The sequence below is a fragment of the Ruegeria sp. ANG-S4 genome, assembly GCF_000814005.1.
Taxonomy (GTDB): domain Bacteria; phylum Pseudomonadota; class Alphaproteobacteria; order Rhodobacterales; family Rhodobacteraceae; genus Ruegeria.
On record NZ_JWLK01000010.1, the window covers coordinates 136,015 to 161,486 of the forward strand.

Consider the following 25,472-nt stretch of genomic DNA (forward strand, 5'->3'; position numbering starts at 1 on the left):
TTGGACCAAGTTGAAGCGCTTGAAGTCCGTGTGTTTGCCCTGCGATTTGGAAGGAGGCCACCAAAAAGCCCCGTCAAAGTCTGACGGGGCTAAATTTCCCGCTTTGAGCGGTTCACTAACGGGAACTCAGCCCTTTTTAAGAACCTCACGGCCAAGCAGTTCGGCAATCTGAACCGCGTTCAGGGCGGCGCCCTTGCGCAGGTTGTCCGACACGCACCACAGATTCAGGCCGTTCTCGATCGTCGAGTCCTGACGGATGCGGCTGATGAAGGTGGCGAAATCGCCCGCGCATTCGATGGGCGAGACGTAGCCACCAGCTTCACGCTTGTCGATCACCATGATGCCCGGTGCCTCGCGCAGGATGTCGCGGGCCTCATCTTCGTCCAGGAACTCCTCGAACTCGATGTTCACAGCCTCGGAATGGCCAACGAAGACCGGAACCCGAACACAGGTCGCTGTGACCTTGATCGACGGGTCGACGATCTTTTTCGTCTCGACAACCATCTTCCATTCTTCCTTGGTCGAGCCGTCTTCCATGAAGACGTCGATCTGCGGAATGACGTTGAACGCGATCTGTTTCTGGAACTTCTTCGGCTCAACTTCGGTCGTGGGGTTGTAGATGGCCTTGGTCTGATCCCAGAGCTCATCCATGCCTTCTTTACCGGCACCCGAAACCGACTGATAGGTCGATACAACCACGCGTTTGATCTTGGCGCGATCATGCAGCGGCTTAAGCGCAACCACCATCTGCGCGGTCGAGCAGTTGGGGTTCGCGATGATGTTCTTCTTGCTATAGTCGTGGATCGCTTGCGGGTTACATTCCGGCACGATCAGCGGAATGTCCGGGTCATAGCGATAGAGCGATGAGTTATCGATCACCACACAGCCCGCCGCCGCCGCCTTGGGGGCGTAGACTTTCGTCGCCTCGGAGCCCACGGCAAACAGCGCCATGTCCCAGCCGGTGAAATCGAAGGTGTCCAGGTCCTTGGTCGTGAGCGTCTTGTCGCCAAATGTCACCTCGGTTCCCAGCGAACGACGGCTTGCCAGGGCGGCAAGTTCATCGACAGGGAACTGGCGTTCTGCCAGGATGTTCAGCATTTCGCGGCCCACGTTGCCCGTGGCGCCGACGACTACGACGCGATAGCCCATTTCATGTCTCCAGAGTTAAGGACGCGCGTTCATAGCCGCGTTGCAGCAAAGAAAAAAGGCCAATTGCGCAGGTTTTTGGCCCGGCGCATTGATTTGGGCCACATGAGCGGGGTCAGGGCGCGTCCAGAAGTGCGCGGTAGACCCCGACGATGGCCTGCGCTTCGCTTTCGATTCGAAAGTTCTGCTCGACATGGGTGCGTGCAGCGCGGCCTGCAGCCTTCAACTTGTCGGGATCGGACAGCATGTCCTGCAGGGCATCCGCCAACGCAGCGGCATCGTCCTTTTCGATCAGTCTGCCGGTCATCCCGTCTTCGATCTGCGCGCTGAAAGCGCCGACGCCGTGGCACGCTATGGCTGGAACGCCCGAGGCCATCGCCTCGAGCGGGGTCAGGCCAAACCCCTCGTGCCGCGCGGGGGCGACAAACAGATCCAGCGCGCGATAAGTTTCAACAATCTCGTCCCAAGGGCGTTCACCCAGAAAGTGCACGCGGTCTGAAAGACCGGCGGTTTCAAGTTTTGCTTCTTGCTCCCGTTGGAAAGCTTCGAATTCTCTCGTCGCGCGGCCGGTGAACACGATCTGTGCATCCGGATAATTGGGCAAAACGTCTATCGCGGCATCAACCAGCAGATCAACGCCCTTCTGCGGGCGGATGCGACCAAAACAACCAATCAGCGTTCCGTCGGGAAGACCCAGTTTGTTGCGAAGCGTGGGTTTGTCATGGGCAGGGTGAAATAACTTGGTGTTTACGCCATGCATAATGACGGTCGAAGGATGTTCGAGAAACGACGCCGCTTGCGGCGTTGTAGCGATCAAGGCGTCCATCTTCATGATCAGCCACTTGGTGAACCCGGAATGATCCCGCTGTGCCGCCGAAGTAAAAAGCAGTTTGAAGTTGCATCGTAGAAGCGACTTGAGTGCCAAACCCATCAGCATTTCTGTGTTGCGGCGCGCGTGCCAGACGCGTCTTGTTTTTCGCGACAAAAACGGCACTTTCCAGAGTCTGATATGGGGAATATCCGCTGGAAGCCCGGGGCCGGTGGCGCGAATACCGATCAGCTTTTCTTGGATCGGCAGCAAACGGATCACCGTTGTTGTCACGCCGGACAAGCTGTGTTTCAGATTGGGCGCGATGACCTCGATTTCCCGCACAGTCTTCTCCGTCCAATGGTGTCAGGTCATATTGTCCCGGCTGAATAGATAGATCGCGCAGCCAATGGCAAGAGCAACGGCAAAGAAACCAAAGATTGCCGTATAGGGCGCGGATGATCCCGCATCTAAGGTTGCCGCGTGGATACGACCCGTTGCGAACTGCGCCAATCCGACCCCGCCGACGCCGAACAGGTTCAACAACGTGACCCCGCGCCCAACCAGATGCGGTGCGATGAATGCCCGTCCATGCGCCATGATGACGGGAAACGATGCCCCCGTGAAGCCAACGACTGCCAGCAACAGGACAGAGATCCAAACGGATTTGCCAATCCAAATGCATAGCAGGACAAGGGCCAAGACGCCGAGGGCGTTGCCACCGAAAATCACCCATTTGCGGGTGTTCAGAATGCGATCAAGCGGCCCGTAGACAAACGTGCCTGCAATCATCGCGGCCCCCATGACCAGCGTGGCCTGCCCAATCTGCGTGGTGTCGAGTGCGAACACGTCTGCAAGGTACGGGCCGGCCCACAGCCCCCGGATTGCGCCCGATGGCGCATAGGCGACCAGCATCAACGGCAGAATTGCCCATAACGCGGGAATTTTCAAAAGGTCCAGTACCGATCCCTTGTGGTCGGATTCAACGCGCCCGGGATCATGAACCGTAGACCAGATGCCGACCGCGACGAGGGCCGAAGTCAAGGCCAGCCCGATCATCGTCGCCCGCCATCCCATCCATTCGACCGCCAAGGCCGTCGGGTATGAGGCCACGAGGTTGCCGACCGATCCAACGCCCAGCATCACGGCGGCAAGTGTCGCGAACTTTGCCGGAGGAAACTCACGCGCAAAGATGAAGTACGACGCCATGAGGACCGGAGAGCACCCGACGCCAATCAGACCCATCGCGAGGCTGACATGGATCGGGGCGGTCGCGACGGCAAACAAGCCCGCACCACCTGCGCCGCCGATCAGCAGGAGGGTTGCTGAAGTCACCCTTGGCCCAACGCGGTCCAATGCCCATCCGACCGGAATCTGCATGGCAGCAAAGATCAGGAACCAAAGCCCGGATGCGAAAGCCAGGTCTTCGGCGGTGGCGCCGATATCGCGACCCAGGTCCGCCGTTAAGACCGCCAGAAATGCCCGAAAAAACTGGCTGAGGACATAGGCCAGACACAAAACAATCAAACCTGCCTGCATTCCATTCCCCCTCGACGAAATGCTTGGCATGTTGCGAAGGTGTGCACAAGCGTGTGAAGTGGGGTGACGCGACCGGAAATGAATCGCGATTGAACTATGTCCCACCCCATAGTTTGAAAACCATTTGAGGGCATGATGAACGCCTCTGACGCATCATTTTATGAAACTGTTCCCGTTTCCGACGAATTTCTGACTTTGAGCGATCCTGAAAGGTTCACGCCAATTCCAAACAGCTGGGTGGTCGGTGTTGCAGATATCGTCGACTCGACCGGTGAGATTGCACGCGGGCGATACAAGACCGTGAACATGGTCGGTGCGGCAGTGATATCCGGCATGATCAACACGCTGAAGGGGCACAGTTTTCCATACGTGTTTGGCGGCGACGGCGCTGCGTTTGCCGTTCCGGCCAAGGACGAAGCTGCCGCGAGACAAACCTTGGCCACCTTACGGTCCTGGGCGAAGTCCGAGTTCGACATCTCTCTGCGCGCGGCCTTGGTGCCGCTGCGCGACATCAGGCAGAACGGGCGGGATCTGCGCGTGGCGCGGTATGCGCCATCTTCCGGCGTTGACTATGCCATGTTCGTAGGCGGTGGGCTTGCATGGGCCGAGGCGCAGATGAAGTCCGGAGCGTTCGAAGTGCCGCCTGCGGACGCAGATGCCCAGCCTGATCTGACAGGGCTGTCCTGCCGTTGGTCCAACAGCGCAGCGCGGCATGGCCAAATCGTATCCTTAGTGATTCAACCCACGTTAGAGTCTGATGAACAGGAATTTGCGGCTTTGTCGCAGTCGGTTCTGACGGCCGCAGAGGCTTTGGACCGGGCAGGCCACCCGGTGCCCGAAAACGGACCGCCAATGCGCTGGCCGCCGCCCGGCGTCGACCTCGACGCGCATGTCTCGCGCGCTGGGCGCAACTTGTTCCTGCACAAACTCGCTCTGCTTGGTCAAAACCTGTTGATCGGGCTGCTGTTCAAAACCGGATTGCGTCTGGGCAAATTCGAACCGCTGCACTATCAGCGCATGGTCAGCCAGAACTCGGATTTCAGAAAATTCGACGACGGCCTCAAGATGACGCTTGATTGCGATGACGATACGCTGACGCGCATCAAGCAGATGCTGGATACAGCACAGGAGCAGGGAAAAATCCGATACGGCCTGTTTTCGCAACAAGAGGCGATGATGACCTGCTTTGTTCCTTCTGCAATGCGTGATGATCACGTGCATTTTGTCGACGGTGCCACAGGCGGCTACGCGCAGGCCGCCGCCACGATGCGGTCTTAAAAGCCCATATTTTGCATAAAGTTGCGAAAAAGCGGGTTTTGAGCGAGAATTGGACATGACCGAAGACCTGCCACTGATGTCCCGATCTTTGCCGATTGCCCTGCTGCGGGCTCGGGAAAAGGTGATGGGGCCAATCCGGGCCATCCTGACAGATGCCGGCGTGACCGAGCAGCAATGGCGGGTTTTGCGCGTTCTGAAAGAAGAAGGGCCACAAGAGCCGACCCAGATCGCCGAGCGCGCCTGTCTTTTGTTGCCCAGCTTGACGCGTATCCTGCGAAATCTCGAGGAAAAAGACCTGATCGTGCGGCGGATCGCCCCCAATGACCGGCGTCGGCAGATTGTCGAAATCAGCAATGGCGGTTTGCAGATAATTCGCGCCAATATCGCCAGAAACGTCAGGCAGGCCGAACGCATACGTACAAAACTGGGTCCGGAACGGCACGATCTGCTTTTGGATATTCTGGGCGACCTGCACGACCTGGATGTATGATCCAAGCCTTGGGCGGAAAAATGCATGATGCTGCCTAAATGGTTGCGCGATCGGCTCGCACATCGTATTTTGTGCATTATTTTTCATATTCAAGCCGCATCGAATGAAAGAACTGACCCCTTCAGAAACCGCACTGAACCCGCAAGGGGGTGATGGTCCCACGGAGTTGGCAGCGCGTGTCGGCCATCGTGTGCGGGCAGCCCGCAAGGAACACGGCATCTCGCGGCGCGTCCTGTCTGAAAGGTCCGGCGTTTCGCCCAGATACCTGGCGCAGCTGGAGGCAGGGGAAGGAAATATCTCGATCGGGTTGCTTCAGCGTGTCGCCCAGGCATTGGACAGCAAGATCGAAGCGTTGATAACTGAAAACGCATATTCGGACCCTAAGGCTTTGCAGGTCGCCGAATTGTTCCAACGGGCGGACAAAAAGACACGCGAAAGTGTCCTGCAGCTGTTGCGCGCTGATCCGACAAACCCAAGCCGCGCGGGGCGGATTTGCCTGATTGGCCTTCGGGGCGCGGGGAAATCGACACTGGGCGCGATGGCGGCCAACGCGCTGAATCTGCCGTTTGTGGAGCTTACTCGCGTGATCGAAGGGATGGCCGGCATGCCGCTTCCCGACATAATGGCGTTCTATGGTCAGGAAGGGTATCGCAAGCTTGAGGCGCAAGCTTTGGACCGGGTCGTCGACGAGCATGACCGGTTGGTTCTCGCAGTGGCAGGCGGCATTGTCGCCGAGCCCGATACCTACGCCACGCTGCTGCGCCGGTTTCACACAATCTGGCTTCGGGCAACGCCGCAGGAACACATGGACCGTGTCCGGGCGCAGGGGGACGAAAGACCGATGCAGGGGAACCCGGCGGCAATGGACCAATTGAAATCGATCCTGGCAAATCGAGAGGACCAATACGCCCGGGCCTCGGCCCAACTCGATACGTCCGGCCATCAGGTCGTGGACTCATTACAGGACGTCCTGAGTTTGATCCGGAACAATCACTATCTGGATTAGAAACAGAGTCTATTTCGCAGTTTTCAGCCAACCGTTTTCAAACTCAACTTGGTCAAGCCCCGCGAACCGCCGAACGCGATCCAACTCTGCGTCCAGTCGTTTGGTTCTTGCATCCGACCAACGCACCGACCTTTCCGGCCAGACAGCCTTGATGCGCAGGGCGCCGCAGTCGCGGTGCGCTTTGGCGTCGATCCGCCCAATCAGACGGTCGCCTTCCAGTATCGGGAAAACATAGTAGCCGTATGTCCGTTTCGGCGCGGGCACGAAAACTTCGATGCGATAGTAGAACCCAAACAACCGTTCGGCCCGGTTGCGGTCGCGCAGCATCGGATCGAACGGGCTGAGCAAGCGGATACGGCCCGGCGGCGACGGAAGTGCCTTAGCTTCTTCAATCACACCCTGACGCGCCAAGACCTTGCGTTTGCGACCGTCCGCACAGGTGATTTCAACCTCTTCAACAGCGCCCGTTTTTAACGCCTGTTCGCACCAGATCTTTGCCTCGGCCGGACTGACCGTATCCCAAAAGGCAGCCAGTTCCCCGGAGGTGGCAAACCCCAGCCGATCCAGCGCTGCGTTGCAGAGCCAATCGATGGTCGCGGTCTCATCACAATCGCGGTTGCCCGGGCACAGATGAGTTTCGATCACGCGCTCGGTCAGATCATAACGCTTTTGGAAGCCCTCGCGACCGACTACGGCCAATGCACCAGACCGCCACAGAAATTCCAGCGCCGTTTTCGACGGGTGCCAGTCCCACCACCCACCTGACCCCTTCTTTTCCTCCTGACCGACGTCAGACGAACTTACCGGTCCATGGTCGCGGATATGGCGCAACACGGTCTCGAACCGTTGTTCGTATCCGTCCCGGCGCCAATTCTTCCACCGGGCTTTCAAATCCTTGGCATCACGCAGAAAACGAAGGTGCCAATGTGGGTAGAACTCCATCGGGATGACGGCTGCATCATGCGTCCAATGTTCGAACAATGCCCCGTCCGTCTCATACAGGCGCTTGAGGTTGCGCGCTCGGTATGTTGGTTTGCGGGCGTACAGGATCATGTCGTGCGCCCGCGCAACGGTGTTGATGCTGTCCAACTGCACGAAACCAAGACGATGGATCAAAGACAACAGGTCGGACCCTTTCGCCGCCCCGCCGGGCTGTTCCAGCAGCGCGTGTCGGTCCATGAACAAGGCCCGCGCTGCCTTGTTGTCGAGCTGCGGCAAAGCCACCCGTTCAGCGCCGCTTGAGCGTATCGCCGTAGCTGATCTTGGGTGTCAGGGTCACGCGCTTATCAATCTCGGTGTCGGGATCATTCAATTGGGCCGAGATAATCTCTGCCGCCTGCCGCCCGATTTCCAAACGACAGGCGTCCATGGTGGCCAGTTTGCGCGGCAAACCCTGCAACAACTCAACGTTGTTGAAGCCCGCCAAGCCAATCTGGCCCGGCACTTCGATCCCCTGTTCCAGCAGATACAGCAACCCACCCGCACCGATCATGTCATTGGAATAATACAAGAAATCCAGATCTGGCGAGCGCTCCAGCATAGCCTGCGTCATCTCACGCCCCTTGGCCAGAGCCGAGCCGCCGGAATAGAATTCGCGATCCTCAATCTCGACCCCGTGTTTTCCAAGAACTTCGGTGAAGCCTTCAAACCGTTTCCGGGCGCGGTGGTCCAGAGGCATCTTGGTGCCCATGAAGCCGATATGCTCATAGCCTGCCTTCAGGATCGCCTGCGCCATTTCGCGACCCGCGCGGCGGTGAGAGATCCCGACCATCGCATCCACCGGCTTGCCATCCGTATCCATGATCTCGACCACCGGAATGCCGGCCGAATCCAGCATGGCCCGCGCCGCCTCGGTATGTTCCAGCCCCGCTATGATCACACCCGAGGGCCGCCAAGAGAGCATCTCGTACAGTACTTTTTCTTCTTTCTCGGGCAGGTAGTCGGTTACGCCCACGACGGGTTGCAGTTCCGTGTCTTCCAGCACCTGGTTGATGCCGGTGAGCACTTCGGGAAAGACCATGTTCGACAGCGATGGGATAATGACCGCAACCAGATTGACCCGGCTGGATGCCAGCGCACCTGCGATCTTGTTGGGTACGTATCCCAGTTCCTTGGCCGCGGCCAGAACGCGGGTCCGGGTCGCGTCGGACACATCACCTCTGTTGCGCAGGACCCTGCTGACCGTCATTTCGGACACGCCCGACGCTTCCGAGACATCGCGAAGGGTAAGCGGGCGTTTGGTTTCAGTTGTCACGGGAAGGCACCTGCACTGTTGTTTTGCCCGATGGTAGCGTGAACGGGTCGCGTTTTACAACTGTTGCGCAAAGGTCATGACAACCCCGAAAAACCAAGATACAGAGAGCGTTGCGCGGCCCCGTGGCTCAACTGGATAGAGCAGCCCCCTCCTAAGGGGCAGGTTGCAGGTTCGAATCCTGCCGGGGTCGCCAAGTTCGGCGCGGAAAATCCACAGTTCCGACCAAGGCTCGTGCGCAACATAAGAAGACTCAACGCAATCCAAACCACGGCATCGGGCCGGGTTTCATACCCGTTCGTGGGGATTGAAATAACTTCTTTCTCTTTCTGGGCGATTTCGTGTTAAGGTCGCCACCATAGTTTATTGATTTTACATTTTGGAGGAATTTGGCCCTTTGTCCGATGCACCACAAAGGCGCTTCCGGCTTCGACCTCTGGAAGCAGCGGATTTCGAAACCGTTTCGCAATGGTTTCAGGATGTTCAGGATCTTGCGCTCTTTGACCGGGCCCTGCGCGTGCCGTTGAACAGGGCACAAACCGAAGAGATTTGGAAAGATGCGGTTGGCGGCATGCAGAATGTCGGCAAGTGCTGGTTCGTGATCGAAACCGATCAGGCAAAGCCTGTCGGGCTGGCCGGGCTTGAGGCGATATCCAACACCAACCGTGACGCCGTTATTCCCTTGTTCGTCGATAAGTCGGTGCGCAGGTGCGGCGTTGGCATCCGCGCGGCCGCGCTAACGCTGGACTTTGCCTTTCGGCAGTTGGGCTTGCATCGGATCACCTCGTATTACCGCGAAGATAACCATAGCACGCGCGATCTGGTCGGTCAGTTGGGCTGCAAGGTTGAGGGCACGATGCGACAGGCGTGGTTCGCAGACGCGAAATACCACAACATGGTTGTTGTCGGGCTTTTGCAGCAGGAATGGATGGTTCGGCGTGAGGAGCTGATCAAAGAGTTGTCACCGGAAACCACCGTTGCCTTTGGAGACGCAACGTCCGGCGATTGGTGCTGGCCACCCCGGAGCGCATGACTTGACCCAAACGCACAGATTTGTCACGCATTTGCCTGACCCGTTTTTGTTATATCTTTACTGTCAGAATCGACGACAGACCTTATGCGAGTGCCCGCAGTGAACCGTACATCAACAGGAACTCCCATCCGGCAAAAGCTCGGTGCCGTGGTTTTCGCCGATGTCGTCGGCTATTCGCGGTTGATGAGCGAGAACGAGATCGACACGTATAATTCTCTGAAATCGTTGCTGTCGACGCTCGAACAGATCTGTCCTCAGTATCAGGGCAACGTTGTCGAGGTTCGTGGTGACGGAATTCTGGCCCTGTTCGATACCGCAACCAGCGCAGTTGAATACAGCGTCGAGCTGCACCGCATCGCCAGCAAGCACAACCAGGACCGTGAGCCGAGCCAACAGATCAAGTTTCGCGCTGGCGTGCATCTGGGTGAAGTTCTGGTGGATGAGCGGGGAGTGCACGGCGACAACGTCAACATCGCGGCCCGCTTGCAGGAGATTGCCGAGCCCGAGCGGGTCTATGTCAGTTCCGCCGTTTACGAACAGATCCGCAACCGGCTGCGGTATGGGTACGAGTTTCTCGGGCCCAAGCAGCTTAAGAACATCATGTCACCGGTGGCGACCTACTGTGTGCGCAGCGAAGTCGAAGGCGCGACAATGGCCGCGACCCTACGACCGGAAATGCAGATCGAAGTGTTGGAACGCCCCGATATTCCTTCGGTCGCGGTTCTGCCTTTCGCAAGTCAGGGAAACGACGAAGATGATGCCTGGGTCGCCGAGGGGCTGACCGACGACATCATCATGAACCTGTCGAAGTTCCGGAATCTGTTCATCATTGCCCGGAACTCGTCCTTCTTTTTCAAGACACAGTCGATGTCACCGCAAGAGGCGGCTCGGCGTCTGAATGTACGATACGTGGCGCGCGGCAGTGTCCGCAGGTCAGCAAGCCGAATTCGGATCACCGCCGAGCTTATCGACGCCAACACCGAACGCACGATCTGGGGCGAAAGGTTCGATCGCAAGATAGACGACATATTCGATATTCTTGACGAGGTGACAGAGTGCATCGTTGCGGCCACCGCCGTGATGATCGAATCCCATGAACGCAAACGGATGGTTCAAGCGGTTCCGTCTGACTTGCAGGCCTATGGGTCGGTCCTGCAAGGGCAGCATCACATCTTCAAATACACGCGCCTCGACAATCGCAAAGCGCAGAATTGCTATGAATCGGCCTTGGAACGGGATGGCGGTTATGCGCGCGCTGCGGCCGCGTTATCGCGCACACTGAACCTGGACTGGCGTTATTCCTGGACCGAAGACCCGAACAGTGCGTTGGACAAGGCACTGTCCTTGGCGCAGCGCGCGGTCGAGCTTGACCCTACGGATGCACGCGGCTTTGGTGAGCTGGGGTATGTCCAACTGTACCGCAAGGAACATGACTCGGCGCTGGAATCCTACAAACGCGCACTGGCATTGAACCCCAATGATGCCGATATGCATTCGGACTACGCCGATGCGCTGGCTCATTCGGGCGACAACGAAAGCGCAATCAGCCACCTGCAACAGGCGATGAGGCTGAATCCCTATTTCCCGGATCAGTACCTGTGGCATCTGGGTGGTGCCTATTACAATCTCAAGCGTTATGACGAAGTAATCGCGTCGGTCAACAAGATGAACAACCCGACCGAGGGGCAGCGCGTGCTGGCTGCCAGCTATGCGCAATTGGGCGACATGGACATGGCGCAGCAAATCGCAGACCGGCACCGGGTTGTGCATCCCAACTTTTCGCTCTCGCGCTGGGCCAAAGTGCAACCCGACCGGCTGACGGATGATACCCAGCATTTTGTAGAAGGCCTGAAGAAAGCCGGATTCTAAAAAGGGCGCTCGATCGAAGCGCCCTTTGCAATTCCGTGTTTGATTGGTTCAGTCGCCGCGCGCCTTTGCACCGCTGACCTTTGCACCGCTCACTTTCGCACCGCTGACCTTTGCACCACTGACTTTTGCGCCGCTGACCTTGGCTCCACTGACCTTTGCGCCGCTGATGGCCGGGCTGTCAAAGCCAAAGTAGATGTCCAGCAACACCTGCTCGAACTGTCCCGCCATGGTATCCATACGGATGGTGTAGTCGGCCTTGTCATAGTCCCAGACACGAATGTCATCGGCTATCTGATAATCCGCTGCGGCGACACCCCCGAGGGATGGATTGTTCGGTGCCCGCGCCGCCAGATTGCCCGGTTTGTTCATGTCGGTCGCGCTTTCTCCGTCTCCATGAACAAGGAATATGGACGGCTCCGGCAGATCATAAAACGTACCTTCGTACGAGAACCCATAAATCCGCGCGAACCGTGCACCTTCACCCAGCTGATCGCTCAGGAAATTGTTGGCGCCCTGACCCTTGCGTTTGGGCACTTTCTTGAACTTCTGCCGCCCCTTCGAGAAGCTTCCGATCTGTCTCCAAAACCCTTTTTGCGTTCCATCCTTTACTTCTATCACGGTGCCCCACTCGAACTGCCGCTTGTCTTTCCAAGGATTGCCGTTTTCGTGAGTTACCCGATAGAGGCCATTTTCGCTCTTGTTGGACTGGTCTTTGAGCAAGATCTGGTCGCCTGCATAAACATTTTGGCCATTTACAGTGAGCCCCTTGAGATTAGCGATGTTGCTATCGCTGGCGACTTTGGCCTCCAAAGACGAAATCTGTAGTTCCTGAATAACGCGTCCAAACAACAACACTTCTGAAAAACTGAGCAAGGACTCAGACATATCATATTCTCCCGACTAAAGGATCGACGACGTCACGGACCTCATCTCCCCCCTTTTTGGCTCACACGCAGTGCGCGCCTAATTTCAAAAAATCATCATCCCGTGCGTGTAAACTGCCACAAAACCGGAAAAAAACAAAGACCTTAAGGTCCCGTCAGTCGGGGACCATAGTTCGAACCGATACCGCATGGCTTGACTCGTCAGGCTCTGCAAGACGCGGACCTGCAGAGGTCAGACCGATCTCGCGCATGCGGAAATTGCCTTGAATGATCTGCTGAAATGCCCCGCCTGTGATTTCCTGATCGACGGCCAGCAACGCGCGCTCGACACCAAAATAGCTGAGCATATCTGCATCCAGCCTCTCCCATGCGTCGGCAAGGTAGGATCCCAGAAAGTCGCGCGCCTCAAGCAGGGCAATGCGAAAACCGTCGGGATTGTCAGCATAGCGCCGGTCAAAAATCTGCTGCATCACCTGTTCGTATTCAGGCGTGCCCTCCAGCTGATCGGACAGATGTTCTTCCTCGGGTGAGATCAGGTCATGGACCAGAAGGCGTTCGTGATAGATATCGACCAGGACATCGAACATCGCACCGGTCAGGGGTTCGGACAAAGCATGCTCGCTGGACCAGCCGTGGGCGAACTCGGACAGAACCCTGTCGTTTGCCGCAATGCGGATCTGCGCATTCTCCGACAATTCCGCAAAGCGGCTCAGGCGATTGAACGAGTAGAGATTGCCGCGCGTGTTCTCCAACAGGTCTTCGACCACGGACCCAAAGTGAAGCGACGCGAGAAGCGCCACCAGATCGGCGGCGGATTCATGAAATCCGTAATATTCGCCCGATGCATCCCCGTCCGACGGCATCCCGATCACGCTGTAGATGATGGCGTGACCGATCTCATGCGCAACGACATCGAAATTCAGACTGTAGGGCCTGTATTCGTTCCCGTGATCCCATGTGCCACCGGTTTCCAGAAATCCCCAGCCGATATGTGCGTTGTCCAGACTGGGCAACAGCGACAATTCCAGCCGGTCGAAATCGCGTGCGAAATGCCACGGGATCGAGCGCCCAAAATACCCCTCCCAGACATCCATCGTGAAATGGGCGGATCCGAACAGATGCGCGGCTTCGAAACCGGGGTCTTCGGGGCCAATATGGATGAAGTTGCCCAGATCGTCCGGTTCCGGCGGCGGTTCGATATAGCCATCCCACGCAGGTAGGTACATCTGGGGGCCGTTCGGGCCGGGGATCATCGCGCCATAAGGCGTGGTTTTGCCCACAGGGTTCATTGCGTACATGCGCGGGCCGGACGGGCCGGGGCCAATGCTGCCTTGCGGTGCTGAAATCTCGACCATCTCGGGTTGCATTCCGGGCTCGAGATAGGGCGACTGCGGGTAAAGCAGGAACCGGGTTCCCGGTGTCTCTTCGTCCTTGGGTGTCTCGGGCCAGCTCATTCATCTATCCCTCAAGGTCTCAATCCGATGCCGCGTTTCCTTGGCAAAATGCGTATTCAGCTTCAATCAGTTCAAAAAACCTGTCACGCCCGGTCAAACCAAGGGCGACTGCATAGGATTCAAGATCATCCGGCACCGCGCGGTCAAGCTGTGTTTCAAAGTACCAGATTAACGCCTGCATGCGGCGGGTGGGCTCTGCACCACCCGATTGACTGGCCCGCAACGCGGCTGATTTGCGTGCTGCGCGCTCTTTCAGTTCTGCATAACGTCCCGACCTTTGCAATTCGGTCAGCAAGGCCCTGTCCATTTGTCCCTGCCGCGCGGCGATCGCCGCCTCGGTATGCGCCCGGCCCGCCAAAAGGGTCTCGTATTGCTGCACTGTCAGATCATTGTCTTCCAGCCATCGCATCAGGTCGGCCTGTCTCGGCAATCCGGCCTCGGACCGGTGATCCGACATCTGCCGCATCAGGTCCTCTTTGTCCGGCTGATACCCATCCTCGCGGGACAGTAGCCGCAACGCTGCCCGTTCCCGCAAACCGGTGTAGTGTTTTGGGTCAAGCCTGACCTCGTCCAACACTTTGGTATGGTCAGGTGTATTGTTGTGCGGTGCGTCATCAATGCGCGCGCATAGTTCACGCCACGCCAGCGTCCGTTCGACGCGAACGGGATCAGCGACAGCGCCATCGGCCCTGTCCAAGTGTCGCGCCATCAGGCGCAGCATTTCGCGCGCATCTTCGGCTTTGATATCGACAGCTCCGTCAGGCAGCCATTGCCGAAACCTGTCGAGATCGGGCAAATCCAGCGCGGCCTCAAGAACCTTGTTCCAATCCCGCTGCCGATAGTGCAGCGCTTTGGCCAGATTCAGGATCTGGCCTGCGGCGTCTGGCTGCAAAATCCCGTGATCAAGTGCCTTTTGAACTGTGGCGCGGATTGACACCATTGGCGTGCCGAGAGGTCTGAAACCAAGTTCCGCAGGGCTGTGCAGAACGGCGACTTCGTCGTCATCTTGTATGGCCCCGCTGCGGTAATCCTGAAACACCCGGCCAACGCCGATCATCCCGAAATCCACCAATTCAGCCGCACGCAACGCACCCATGCTTGCGCTGCCGTAAACGGGTATGCCCAGTTCCATCGCCCAAAGGATTTCCTTGTGCCAGACGGATGGGACCCCGTCGAAGTACCCGTCTATGATCCCGATCGCACGAACGTTCTCTGACGCAGCGCGGTAGACGTCCCCTTGCTGCACAGGTGGCAGAATTTCCGCGTCCAGAAACTCTAACACGTCGGCGGCAGGCAGGGTCGGTCCGGTGAACACAACGACGGTCATAGGGTCGATCCGTTAACACTTCGCGCCCGAGGCCCGGCGACAAAGTCAGCATCGTCATGCGGCGCCTCCAGCCCCGGGACGACGGCCCGAACAACGGCAATGTCAAATTCCGGTCGTGACAGATCGACGATCACGACCTGCGGTGCCCCGATGATGGCAAGCTGCGAAACCAGGAACGAAAGGTCCTGCTCGAACGAGTCGGTCACATGCGTTGGGCACTGTTGATAGTCGCCTGTCGGCGCGGACCCGCCAATCATGTCCCGCGCATAGTCGCCGCGCCAGGATCGGGCAGTGTCAGTGAACTCTGCCGGGTCAAGATCGTCACGCGCGCCCGAGATATAGGTCAGGCGCGTTTGCGCCGCTTCGGTCAAAGCGCGTAACAGGGCGATGGCGCGGTCCGGGTGGCATCCGTCACCAATCCCGATGTGACCGGCGGCGCTGCTTTCGTCGCAGATCATGCAGCGAAAACAGGCGATACCGGCATCCGAAGTGGTGTTCCAGATGCCGAACTGCAAACCGGCTGTCGTGATCCTGTCCATCGCGTGTTTGCACCGGGCATCATCCACCGTTTCCGGGTTTATGCGCGGAGCGATCCCGCGATGGTGCCACAGGGTTGTCGCGTCTCGCTCGATCACCTCGCAGATCGCGTGACAACTGGCTTCGGTCACGCTGTTGCCCGAGGCCAGACCGTTGGTCGTACGCGGAAATGCCCTGTTTTGGCCAACGGAAGAGGTGGTGTAGTCCGTATCCACCATTTCGTAGGGTACCCAGCAGAGTCCATCGGCCTTCAGATCGACGCCTTCGATCCAAAGCCTGCGGTCATGGGGATCAAAATCTGCTCCGGTGACCCGAGGCAATTGCGCGGTATCGACGACCTGTTCCGTGGCAGCAAGATCGGCAAAGCTTGCCAGCCGCAAGGGCAGCTCAATCCGTTCGGCGTGCCAGGATTCGATTGCCTCCATCACGCCCGAGGCCCGAGCGGCGCTGGGCGTGAGACCCTTTCCGAGCGACACGGCAACCGAGCGGGAATTGGGTCGCGTTACCATCACCGTTGGCAGCCCGATCCGGTCGAGTCCTGTCAGGTCGGCAATCCGCGTGATCCCCATTTGCGCCAGGTATGGCTGGACCAAAGCAAGGGTGTCCTCGGGACTCCGCAGCCGATGGGTATCGTGCAGATACAATTTCTGCGGTGTATCGGCCATGCGTTCAACCTTGCCAAGCGATTGATGCGAAATCAAAATTCCCGCCCGAATTGCGGACGGGCCCAATCCGGGCAAGGATGCGTGATCCGGCCGAACAGGTCAACTCTGCTGCGTAAGCGGCGTTGGTGATACAAATCCCAAACCGCGCCGCGCCCCAGCGAACAGAGACCGCGGGCCACATCAGCCTTATTTGGCTACGCGCCCTTTCCGGAATGCGCCAGGGCGATTTGCAGCCGTACGATCTTTGCGTCGCGTTCCGCCGCAAGCTGTTCGACGGAGGTGCCGTTGGTGGCGTCGGCAAGCCCGTCAACAAGCATCTGCGACGTTTCGGGGGTCAGTTCCGGGGTTCCAAGGTCTTCCCACCAGCCATTGAAAGTGTCCGAAAAGTGATCACAAAATGCGGCCAGCCCACCCGATCCGGCACCGAGACCAAAGAGCGTGGTCGGGCCCATCACCGCCCATCGCAGCCCGGGTCCGGCCGCCATGGCCTTGTCGACATCACCGACGCTTGCAACACCTGACTGAACCAGATGAATTGCCTCGCGCCAGACAGCGGCCTGCAGCCGGTTGGCAACATGGCCGGGAAATTCCTTTTTGACGCGAATGGTGACCTTGCCGATGTCTTCATAGAACGCCTCGGCGGCGGGCACCACATCCGGGTCGGTTTGATCGTTGCCCATTACCTCGACAAGCGGGATCAGATGAGGTGGATTGAATGGATGCCCAAGAATGAAGCGCCCCGGGTTGTCCCAACCAGTCTGCATCTGGCCAAGCGTCAAGCCAGAGGCTGAACTGGCAACGATGGCGTCAGATGCCAAGGCTGGTTCGATCTCGGCAAAAGTGGCATGTTTGATCGGCAGGCGTTCGGGTACGTTTTCCTGTACGAATCCAGCGCCTTCGACCGCGTCGCGTGCTGTGTTCACAAAGGCGATCCGGTCCGGGTTGCCCCGCGCCGTCAGGCCCAGATCGCTCATGGTATGCCATGCTTGGTCGATATAGGTGCGGACCGCGATGTCCGAGCTGGCGGCGGGATCGTAAACAGTGACGGACCGGCCAGAGGCCAGGAACAATGCCGCCCAGCTTGCGCCGATGGTGCCGGCCCCCAAAATTGCGGTGTGCGCGAAATCTGTCATCAGAACAATCCGGTGTTGATCGGCGAGGCCGCAGTCATGCCGCCGTCGATGGTGAACATTTGCCCGGTTGCAAACCCGGCCTCGTCAGACGCCAGCCAAACCGCCATGGCGGCTATGTCTGCGGGTTGACCAAACCGGCGCGTCGGATGCCGGGCCAGCGCGTCTTTGCGGGCCGCATCGGGATCATCGGACAAGTCAAATCCGGCGGTCAGCATGCCGGTTTCGATCCAGCCGGGGCAGATCGCGTTGCAACGCACGCGCGGGCCATGATCCACAGCGATGGAACGTGTGAGACCGTGAACAAAAGACTTCGATGCATTGTAAAGCGCCATTGACGGATCTGATGCTTCTCCCGAGATCGAGCCGATGTTGATAATCGATGCACCCTGAGGCATGGCCGGAAGAAACGCCCGGCACATATTGAATACGCCCCGGCAATTGGCCCCGATGACGAGATCCCAGTCGGCATCGGTGCTTTCGACGACGGTCTTTTCGATCTGGACACCTGCATTGTTGACCAGAACGTCAATTGCACCAGTGTTCGTTGCCAGCGCGGCAACTTGCGACGGGTCGGCTACATCCGTGCTGTGCCAGACAACAGTCTCGGCCAGCCCTTCAGGTCGCGCGCCGCGTCCGCATGTCGAAACCGTTGCCCCTTCAGCCAAAAAGGCGTCGACGATACCGCGCCCAATGCCTTGCCGCCCGCCGGTGACCAGTGCTTTTTTCCCAACCAGTCGCATCAGTGTGCCACCATGACATGACGAACCGACGTGTACGCGTCGAGCGCATAAACGCTCATATCGCACCCGGTGCCAGACCCTTTCATCGCGGCCCAGGGCATCTCTGGCGTGCCCACGCCGTGAGTATTGACCCAGGTAAAGCCATAGCGCAGGCGGCTGGTCATCTCCATGGCGCGACCGACATTCGCGGTCCAAACGGACGAAGCCAGCCCGTACCGGCCCGCGTTCGCAATTTGCAGGGCGTCTTCGGCGTCACCGAACCGCGAGATGGACACGACCGGACCAAAAACCTCGGTGGTGGCAATTTCGGCGTCGTTGTCGACATTGGCCAGAACAGTTGGTTGGTAGAAATAACCGTTGCCGTCACCTGCCGAGCCGCCGGTCACAACTTCGCAGGCGGGCCGCGCACGATCGACAAATCCGGCAACCCGGTCCCGTTGGATTGCTGAAATGACCGGGCCCATCTCGGTCCCCTCAGCCTTTTGTGCGCCGGTCTGAATTTGGCCCACTTGTCCTGCGACCGCAGCGACCAGTTTCTCGTAGATTCCGTTTTGCGCCAATACGCGACAGGGCTGCGCACAGTCCTGACCGGCATTGAAGAAGCTGCCATAGCGGATGGTTTCAGCAACCGCGTCGATGTCTGCGTCGTCAAAGACGATCACGGGGGCTTTGCCGCCCAGTTCCAGATGCACATGTCGGATCTGATTGCCCGCCGCCCGCATCGCCGCCATTCCCGTGGCCGGGCTGCCGGTTACGGTAATAGCCTCCATCGCGGGGCTGTTGATCAGTTGATCGCCGGTTGTTGGTCCTGCCCCGTGGATGACGTTCAGAACGCCTTTGGGCAGGATATCATTCAGCAATTCCGCCGCCCGCAGCGTGGACAGTGGTGTAAGCTCTGATGGTTTCAGCACGACGGAACATCCCGCCGCGATGGGCGCGGCAAGCTTCCAGGCCGCCATCATCAACGGGTAATTCCAGGGCGCGATAGCCGCGACCGGTCCGACAGGGTCGCGTCGGATCATGCTGGTATGGCCCGCAACATATTCCCCTGCGGCCGAGCCGGTCATGGTTCGCGCAGCACCGGCAAAAAAGCGGAACGTGTCGATCGTCAACGGCATTTCATCATCGCGGGCAGAGGGCCAAGGCTTTCCGACATCCATGCTCTCAAGTTCGGCCAACTCATCCTGATTTGCCTCAAGACGATCCGCGATGGCCAGCAACACTGCAGATCGCTCTGCAGGGGTGCTGCGAGAAAACGTTTCAAACGCTTCCGCGGAAGAGCGCACCGCGGCTTCGACTTGTTCGGGGTCGGCCTCATTCACGCGGGCGATTTCGGCACCGGTTGCCGGATCGACCATTGGTATTGCCGCGCCAGTTCCGGCGACCAGTTCGCCATTGATCAGCATATGTGTCTGCATGTTCCCCCCTAAAACGCGACCTGATCGCCGCCCTTCAGGCCGAGGCGGGTGCGTGCCTCGGAAGGTGTGGCGACCGAAAGCCCCAGATTTTCGATGATGTTGCGGATTTTCCGAACCTGTTGGGCGCTGGATACCGCCTTTTCTCCGGGACCAATGTAAAGGCTGTCCTCCATCCCGACCCGAACATTGCCGCCCAGCAAGGCGCTTTGCGTGGTGAATGGCATCTGAAAGCGTCCTGCCGCCAGAACCGACCATTCATAATCGTCGCCGAACAGCTTGTTGGCGATGGTGTGCATATGCATCAGATTGTCGAGATCGGCGCCAACACCGCCCAGAATGCCAAACACCATCTGCACAAAGATCGGACCGTCAATCCAGCCCTGATCGCGAATCCAGGCAAGGTTGTAGAGGTGGCCAAGGTCATAGCACTCGAACTCGAAACGCGTGCCGTGACCCTGGCCCAATTCCTTCAGGCAGTATTCAATATCCGCAAAGGTATTGCGGAAAATGAAATCGCGGGTCATGTCCAGGAACTCGGGCTCCCAGGCATGTTTCCAGTCCGAGTACTTGTCTTTCATGGGGAAGATGCCGAAGTTCATCGACCCTATATTCATACTGGCCATTTCGGGTGACGCGGTGACGGCGGCACGAAGCCGTTCCTCTCGTGTCATGCCAAGGCCGCCGCCAGTAGAGACATTCATGACTGCGTCTGTGGCCTGTTTGATCCGTGGAAGGAAGTCCATGAACAGGTCCGGGTTGGGATCGGGTTTTCCGGTTTCCGGGTCGCGCGCATGCAAGTGAATAATCGCGGCTCCGGCTTCTGCCGCTTCGATTGACGCGGTTGCGATCTCGCTGGGCGTGATCGGCAAATGCTCGGACATGGTGGGCGTGTGTATCCCGCCGGTTGGGGCGCAGGTGATGATCACAGACTTCTGCTTGGGCATGATGCGATCCTCAAAGCTTCATCTGCTGAACTTGCGCTGACAGGCCACCGTCCAGCACCCAAAGCTGACCCGATGCATAGCGCGCCTCGTCCGAGGCCAGCCAGTTCACCAGATTGGCAATGTCTTCCGGCGTGCCATAGGTTCGCATTGGGTGAACGTCGCGCACTGCCTGTTGTAGCGTGTCGATGTTGCCGCCTCCGCCGCCTGATCCTTCGCCGTCAAAGAAGCTCTGCAACATTGGCGTGTCGATATAGCCCGGGCAGATGGCATTGACGCGGATGCCCTCGGGACCATGATCGCAGGCCATTGCGCGGGTCAGCGCATGAACCGCACCTTTGGTTGCGCAATAGGCCGCCAGACCGGGATCGGCGATGAACCCATCATAAGATCCGAAATTGATGATTGAGGCCGACGTTCCCGCTTGCGCGGCTCTGCGCATCAGCGGAAGCGCGTATTTGGACGCCAGAAATGTTCCGGTGCAGTTCACCGCAAAGCTGCGGTTCCATTCCTCCAGCGTCGTATCTTCAATGGTCTTTTCGATCTCGATGCCGGCGGCGTTGACCAGCACATCCAGCTTTCCCGCGTCTGCATCGACAAGGTCCATCGCGGCAACGGCGTCATCCTCCTGTGTGATGTCCAGTTTGACGAAGATGCTTCCGTCTTCGTCATGTTCATCCAGCGATCCTTGCGGGGTCAGATCGGCCGCATAGACGCGCGCGCCTTCGCGCAGGAAACGCGCGACAATTGCGCGTCCGATGCCGCCGCGCCCGCCGGTGACCAAAGCGGTTTTGCCTTCAAGATTCCCTGTCATCAGAGCTCCTAGGATCAAGACGATAGTGATCGGCTGCCACGGTCCAATCCATGTGGTTGCGCACATATTGCTGGCTGGCGTCCGAGGGTGGGTTGTAATCCCAGTGCTCTCCGGCTCCGGCCTCCATCGCCGCGTGCAAAGCGCGGCGCGATTTTTGCGTCGCCATGATATTGCTTCGCAGCGCTTCGCTGTCCCACCGGTCTGCCACTTCATCGGCAAAGGCCTGAGCCGCGTCCGCGTAGGACGGATCTTTGGCCAGGTTCTGCGTCTCCATCGGATCTGCGACCAGATCATAAAGCTGCGGTGGGTCGGCGTCGCAATGAATGTACTTGAGCGGCCCGCGCCGGATCATGAAGACGGGATAAGGCGTCATCTCGGCGCAGTATTCGCCGATGGCTTCGTCCACCGGGTCCATCTCACCCCGCGCCAGCGGCATCAACGACCTGCCGTCAACCGGTTCGCCCAGATCCTCGGCACGGCCGCCTGCGATTTCGACAAACGTCGGCAACAGATCCAGCAACGAGCAAGCATTACCTGCAACGCCCTGCGCAATGGTGGGACCAGCCATGATCAGGGGCACGCGGGCAGAGTGTTCGAAGAAATTCATCTTGTACCACAGTCCGCGCTCACCCAGCATATCGCCGTGATCGGCGGTGACGATGACGATGGTGTTTTCCCGCTCGCCCACGTCGTCGATGGCTTTGACGATTTCACCGACTTTGCTGTCGAAATAGCTGACATTGGCCAGATAGGCGCGGCGGGCGCGGCGGACCTCTTCCTCGCTCAACGGGACGAAACTGGCCTCGATCCCGTCCATTACCCGTCTCGAAAACGGGTCCTGTTGATCCAGCGGGGGCACATAGTCGGGCATCGGGATGTCTTCATCGGCATACAGATCCCACCATTCCGGTTTCGCCACATAAGGGTCATGTGGATGGATGAAGCTGGCCACCAGACAGAACGGCGTCTCGTCGCCCGAGGCCCGCTCGCGCCCGCGATCAATCAACCACCGGCGCGCGGCAAAGCCGACCTCGTCATCATAGTCGGTCTGGAACGTGGCGATTGCGACGCCGCTTTCCTTGACCGTCTGCATGTTGTGATACCATTTGTCGATACGCTCATCCGGGGCTTCCCAATCCGGGGTCCAGGCGAAATCGGCGGGATAGATGTCGGTGGTGACACGATCCTGAAACCCGTGTTTCTGATCCGGCCCGACAAAGTGCATTTTGCCCGACAGGCAGGTGCGATAGCCAAGCGCTTTGAGGTAATGGGCGAAGGTCGGCACCGAGGCCCGGAATTCGCTGGCATTGTCATAGGCGGCAATGCGGCTGATCAACTGACCTGACATGAAAGCAAAGCGCGACGGCGCGCAGAGCGGCGAATTGCAGTAAGCCGCATCAAACCGCATCCCGCGCGCTGCCAACGCGTCAATATGCGGGGTCTGCGCCACGGAATGGCCGTAGGCGCCGGTCCAATGCGGCGCCAATTGATCGGCCATTACGACGACGATGTTCGGCTGTGTCATCGCGGCGCCCTGGCATAGGCATCCAGAACAAGCCCGTGGAAATGATGCACCGCATGTTCGGATTTGCCCGACCCGGTCGGGTCGTTCACAATGCGCCCCTGCGTAAAGGCTGGTGTGCTCATACCGCGCTGAACGCTTTCCACCAGTCCGATGTCCTCGACCTGCAAAACCTCGTCCAGATAGCGGATCGCGTCCAGTTCACCCTCGTCGGGTTCCGGGGTTTCCAGAAAAAAATCATATGTTTCGAGGGTCCTGTCCGGGCCCACCGGGATGACGTTCAGAACAATCATGCTGGATCGTCCCGGATACCGCATCAGGCAAGTGGTCGGCCACAACCACCAGACGGCGTGGGTGCGCACCGTGGCATTCGAGACATCGTAGGCCGAGTTTGCCGATTTACCGGCATCCGCCATATGGCTCGAGTAAATCCCGTGTGTTGTCACCTTGTAGGTGTCCATGTCCACGAGATCGCAGAAATCCTTATGAGCTGTCGGGCAGTGGTAACACTCCAGAAAATTGTCGACCACATTCTTCCAGTTCGATTTGATGTCATAGGTCAGTCGATGACCGAATGTCAGTTGATCGATATCCGGTGCCCAGTGGCGGATTTCGGTTTCCAAATCGCCCGATTGTTCCCTTAAAGGCGCGGCAGATGGGTCCAGATTGACGTAGACAAAACCTGCAAATTCCTCGACCTGAACCTGATCCAGGCAGATGTCGCTTGTGCTGAAATTCTCGAGATGTTCGGTCTCGGGCGCGCGGACTAGTTGGCCATCCAGTTTGTAGACCCAAGCGTGGTACGGGCACATGATGCGGGTCGTGTTGCCTTCGCCACTCAGGAGCTCGTGTGCGCGGTGCTTGCAGACATTGTAAAACGCGCGCAGCATGCCTTCCCGGTCGCGGACGATGGCAATCGGTTGCCCGGCTATGTTGATCGTGATGTAGGAACCCGGCGTTCGCAGTTTTTCAACATGACAGACCCATTGCCATGACTTTGCGATGATGTCGCGCTGATCGGCTTCGAACCACTCTTGCAGAACATATGCGTCAGATTTCAATGACTGCGAATTGCCTGCATCCGGTGAATAGCCGTCGCCGATGGCCGTGAACTGCGCCTTGGTCGGTAGGTTTGTCATCCCGGATACTCCGTTGCCTGCCTGCGGGTTAGCAAAGGTATGATCCAACAAAACGCCCCAGATCGACTATAGCCCAATCGCCGCTCAATGAACTTTATTGGCCATTTTGCGTTACGACCGCCGGGCGGTGCATCGGCCAGGCGCGGAACTCGAACGGAACCCGGCCCTCTATCCGGTCCTGGCTTGGGGGCAGACCAAATCGTTGCTTGTAGGCCCGCGCAAAATGCACGTGGCTCGGGAACCCGCAGGCCAGCGCAACTTCGGAAATCGGCAATTCGGTCTGCGTGACAAGACCCCGGGATCGGTCCAACCGAATGTCCCGGTAATACAATTGCGGGCTGGTTTTGACGTATTGTTGGAACAAACGGTTCAACTGACGCTGCGAGATCCCGGCACGCCTGCAAAGCTCGGGGATGCTGATCAGCGTTTCCAGATGCTGTTCCATGATTTCGACGGCTTTGCGAATTTTGGGCGGTGCCGTATTTCCCAGCGGCTCCAGGTGATCGTCCGTCTGATGGGCACCCGGTCCGCGCAGGTTTTTGTAGAACAAATATTTGGCACAGTTGTTTGCCAGTGCATCACCGACAATGGCACGCAGTAGGAAAAGAGAATACTCGCCGCTCGCCGCGCCGCCGCAACAGGTCCCGATGTTCCCGTCATGTATGTAGAGGTCTTCGCAGATTTCCGTTTGCGGGTATGTCTCGCCAAAAGCATCGATATGTTCGTAGTGAACCGTGGCACGTCTGTTCCGAAGCAATCCTGCCTCTGCCAGAATGAAAGCGGCGGTATCAATCCCGGCAATGTAGCTGCCCGTGCGTGCGAATTTCCGGATCGCGGATAGCAAAGGTTCATTCGAGAACGCCTCGGGCGTCCAACTGCTTGACACGGCAACAATGTCGGGTTGTTCTTGCTTTGATAGGCCCAGCGGCGCGCAGGAAATTTCGAACCCGTTACTGGCCCGGCAAAGGCCGCCATCTTCGCTTGCGATGTTCCATTGAAACAAAGGCCGACCGCCAAGGTAATTGGCGGCACGAAATGGATCCAGAAAAGCCATTGTCGCCGCCAGATTGAAGTGCGGTGTAACCAGAACCAAAATCTGGGTCGTCTCGGTCTTGTTCTGCATGGCAAGAGCGTAGCGGAAACCGGGACGGTCGGCGAGGGTTTGTCACCATGGGCCAGGAACCTTTTGGCGGTGGCGACGGCTATTGGTACAGCACTGGTCTCAAATCTGTGCGACCGAGCGACAGGACAAGGAATAAGGGCGCGCCCACCACAAGCGCGCCCTACCAACAGGGAGAAGAAAGAAACTCGCGTTCTTAACACACACCATGAACGCTTACTCTTTAATGCAACCAACATTGCTGATTCTGTCGTACGCGTCAGTGATGTTGAACACACATAATACCAACGAAATGTGTTATTATTGACGTTATTGAAATGCGCTTAGAACCATTTGTTAGACCGCGCAGACATCCATT

General features: G+C 58.3%; 22 protein-coding genes and 1 tRNA gene. 6 read left to right on the plus strand and 17 right to left on the minus strand.

Going from position 1 to position 25,472, the window contains the following annotated elements; all coding sequences use genetic code 11:
• Positions 1-126: 126 nt before the first annotated feature.
• From RA28_RS21665 to RA28_RS21675, 3 genes are all read right to left on the minus strand, one after another.
• A complete protein-coding gene (locus RA28_RS21665; protein ID WP_039533306.1) occupies positions 127-1,149 on the minus strand; it encodes an aspartate-semialdehyde dehydrogenase in 1,023 nt (340 codons plus the stop codon).
• A 112-nt stretch (positions 1,150-1,261) separates the two neighbouring features.
• Positions 1,262-2,299, minus strand: a complete 1,038-nt coding sequence (locus tag RA28_RS21670; protein ID WP_039533309.1) for a glycosyltransferase family 4 protein — start codon at positions 2,297-2,299, stop codon at positions 1,262-1,264.
• A gap of 21 nt (positions 2,300-2,320) precedes the next feature.
• The gene (locus tag RA28_RS21675) at positions 2,321-3,493 is read right to left on the minus strand and encodes an MFS transporter (protein ID WP_039533310.1); all 1,173 of its coding nucleotides are present in this window, start codon (positions 3,491-3,493) and stop codon (positions 2,321-2,323) included.
• 135 nt (positions 3,494-3,628) lie between these two features.
• On the opposite strand from RA28_RS21675, the gene RA28_RS21680 reads away from it, so the two are divergent.
• From RA28_RS21680 to RA28_RS21690, 3 genes are all read left to right on the plus strand, one after another.
• Positions 3,629-4,771 (plus strand): DUF3095 domain-containing protein, encoded by a 1,143-nt coding sequence (locus RA28_RS21680; RefSeq protein ID WP_039533417.1) that lies wholly within the window; start codon positions 3,629-3,631, stop codon positions 4,769-4,771.
• Positions 4,772-4,826: 55 nt separating this feature from the next.
• Positions 4,827-5,261, plus strand: a complete 435-nt coding sequence (hpaR, locus tag RA28_RS21685; RefSeq protein WP_039533312.1) for a homoprotocatechuate degradation operon regulator HpaR — start codon at positions 4,827-4,829, stop codon at positions 5,259-5,261.
• A 103-nt stretch (positions 5,262-5,364) separates the two neighbouring features.
• Positions 5,365-6,267, plus strand: a complete 903-nt coding sequence (locus RA28_RS21690) for a helix-turn-helix transcriptional regulator (RefSeq protein ID WP_039533313.1) — start codon at positions 5,365-5,367, stop codon at positions 6,265-6,267.
• Positions 6,268-6,276: 9 nt separating this feature from the next.
• On the opposite strand, the gene RA28_RS21695 is transcribed toward RA28_RS21690, so the two are convergent.
• Both RA28_RS21695 and RA28_RS21700 read right to left on the minus strand, forming a co-directional pair.
• Positions 6,277-7,491: a winged helix-turn-helix domain-containing protein gene (locus RA28_RS21695; RefSeq protein ID WP_039533315.1), complete on the minus strand. Its 1,215-nt coding sequence runs from the start codon at positions 7,489-7,491 to the stop codon at positions 6,277-6,279.
• A 4-nt stretch (positions 7,492-7,495) separates the two neighbouring features.
• Entirely contained in the window at positions 7,496-8,521 is a 1,026-nt protein-coding gene (locus tag RA28_RS21700) for a LacI family DNA-binding transcriptional regulator (RefSeq protein WP_039533317.1), read from the minus strand.
• 116 nt (positions 8,522-8,637) lie between these two features.
• Here RA28_RS21700 and RA28_RS21705 point away from each other — a divergent pair.
• The 3 genes from RA28_RS21705 (at position 8,638) to RA28_RS21715 (ending at position 11,420) form a co-directional block, all read left to right on the plus strand.
• Positions 8,638-8,714: transfer RNA gene (locus RA28_RS21705), tRNA-Arg, on the plus strand.
• Between the two features lie 201 nt (positions 8,715-8,915).
• Positions 8,916-9,551: a GNAT family N-acetyltransferase gene (locus RA28_RS21710; protein ID WP_039533420.1), complete on the plus strand. Its 636-nt coding sequence runs from the start codon at positions 8,916-8,918 to the stop codon at positions 9,549-9,551.
• Between the two features lie 99 nt (positions 9,552-9,650).
• Positions 9,651-11,420: an adenylate/guanylate cyclase domain-containing protein gene (locus RA28_RS21715; RefSeq protein ID WP_039533422.1), complete on the plus strand. Its 1,770-nt coding sequence runs from the start codon at positions 9,651-9,653 to the stop codon at positions 11,418-11,420.
• 48 nt (positions 11,421-11,468) lie between these two features.
• On the opposite strand, the gene RA28_RS21720 is transcribed toward RA28_RS21715, so the two are convergent.
• The 12 genes from RA28_RS21720 to RA28_RS21775 form a co-directional block, all read right to left on the minus strand.
• Positions 11,469-12,305 carry a hypothetical protein gene (locus tag RA28_RS21720; RefSeq protein ID WP_039533318.1) on the minus strand — a complete coding sequence of 279 codons (837 nt, stop codon included), beginning with the start codon at positions 12,303-12,305 and terminating at the stop codon, positions 11,469-11,471.
• Positions 12,306-12,459: 154 nt separating this feature from the next.
• A complete protein-coding gene (locus RA28_RS21725) occupies positions 12,460-13,758 on the minus strand; it encodes a hypothetical protein (protein WP_052261561.1) in 1,299 nt (432 codons plus the stop codon).
• A gap of 19 nt (positions 13,759-13,777) precedes the next feature.
• Positions 13,778-15,085, minus strand: coding sequence for a TfuA-like protein (locus RA28_RS21730; protein ID WP_039533320.1), 1,308 nt, complete (start codon positions 15,083-15,085; stop codon positions 13,778-13,780).
• Positions 15,082-16,287, minus strand: a complete 1,206-nt coding sequence (locus tag RA28_RS21735; protein WP_039533321.1) for a YcaO-like family protein — start codon at positions 16,285-16,287, stop codon at positions 15,082-15,084. The genes RA28_RS21730 and RA28_RS21735 overlap by 4 nt, the downstream gene beginning before the upstream one ends.
• Before the next feature lie 194 nt (positions 16,288-16,481).
• Positions 16,482-17,420, minus strand: a complete 939-nt coding sequence (locus RA28_RS21740; RefSeq protein WP_052261562.1) for a 3-hydroxyacyl-CoA dehydrogenase family protein — start codon at positions 17,418-17,420, stop codon at positions 16,482-16,484.
• Complete coding sequence (locus RA28_RS21745; RefSeq protein ID WP_039533326.1) at positions 17,420-18,160, minus strand: SDR family NAD(P)-dependent oxidoreductase; 741 nt, start codon at positions 18,158-18,160, stop codon at positions 17,420-17,422. The genes RA28_RS21740 and RA28_RS21745 overlap by 1 nt, the downstream gene beginning before the upstream one ends.
• A complete protein-coding gene (locus RA28_RS21750) occupies positions 18,160-19,578 on the minus strand; it encodes an aminobutyraldehyde dehydrogenase (protein ID WP_039533329.1) in 1,419 nt (472 codons plus the stop codon). Before RA28_RS21750 ends, RA28_RS21745 begins: the two co-directional genes overlap by 1 nt.
• 8 nt (positions 19,579-19,586) lie before the next feature.
• On the minus strand, positions 19,587-20,522 hold the full coding sequence (locus RA28_RS21755; RefSeq protein ID WP_039533331.1) for a 3-keto-5-aminohexanoate cleavage protein: 936 nt from the start codon (positions 20,520-20,522) through the stop codon (positions 19,587-19,589).
• A gap of 10 nt (positions 20,523-20,532) precedes the next feature.
• Positions 20,533-21,333, minus strand: coding sequence for an SDR family NAD(P)-dependent oxidoreductase (locus RA28_RS21760; RefSeq protein ID WP_039533333.1), 801 nt, complete (start codon positions 21,331-21,333; stop codon positions 20,533-20,535).
• Positions 21,317-22,858, minus strand: coding sequence for a choline-sulfatase (gene betC / locus RA28_RS21765; RefSeq protein WP_039533335.1), 1,542 nt, complete (start codon positions 22,856-22,858; stop codon positions 21,317-21,319). The genes RA28_RS21760 and betC overlap by 17 nt, the downstream gene beginning before the upstream one ends.
• Positions 22,855-23,994: an aromatic ring-hydroxylating oxygenase subunit alpha gene (locus tag RA28_RS21770; protein WP_039533337.1), complete on the minus strand. Its 1,140-nt coding sequence runs from the start codon at positions 23,992-23,994 to the stop codon at positions 22,855-22,857. Before RA28_RS21770 ends, betC begins: the two co-directional genes overlap by 4 nt.
• A gap of 94 nt (positions 23,995-24,088) precedes the next feature.
• Complete coding sequence (locus RA28_RS21775) at positions 24,089-25,117, minus strand: GlxA family transcriptional regulator (RefSeq protein WP_039533339.1); 1,029 nt, start codon at positions 25,115-25,117, stop codon at positions 24,089-24,091.
• Positions 25,118-25,472 lie beyond the last annotated feature (355 nt).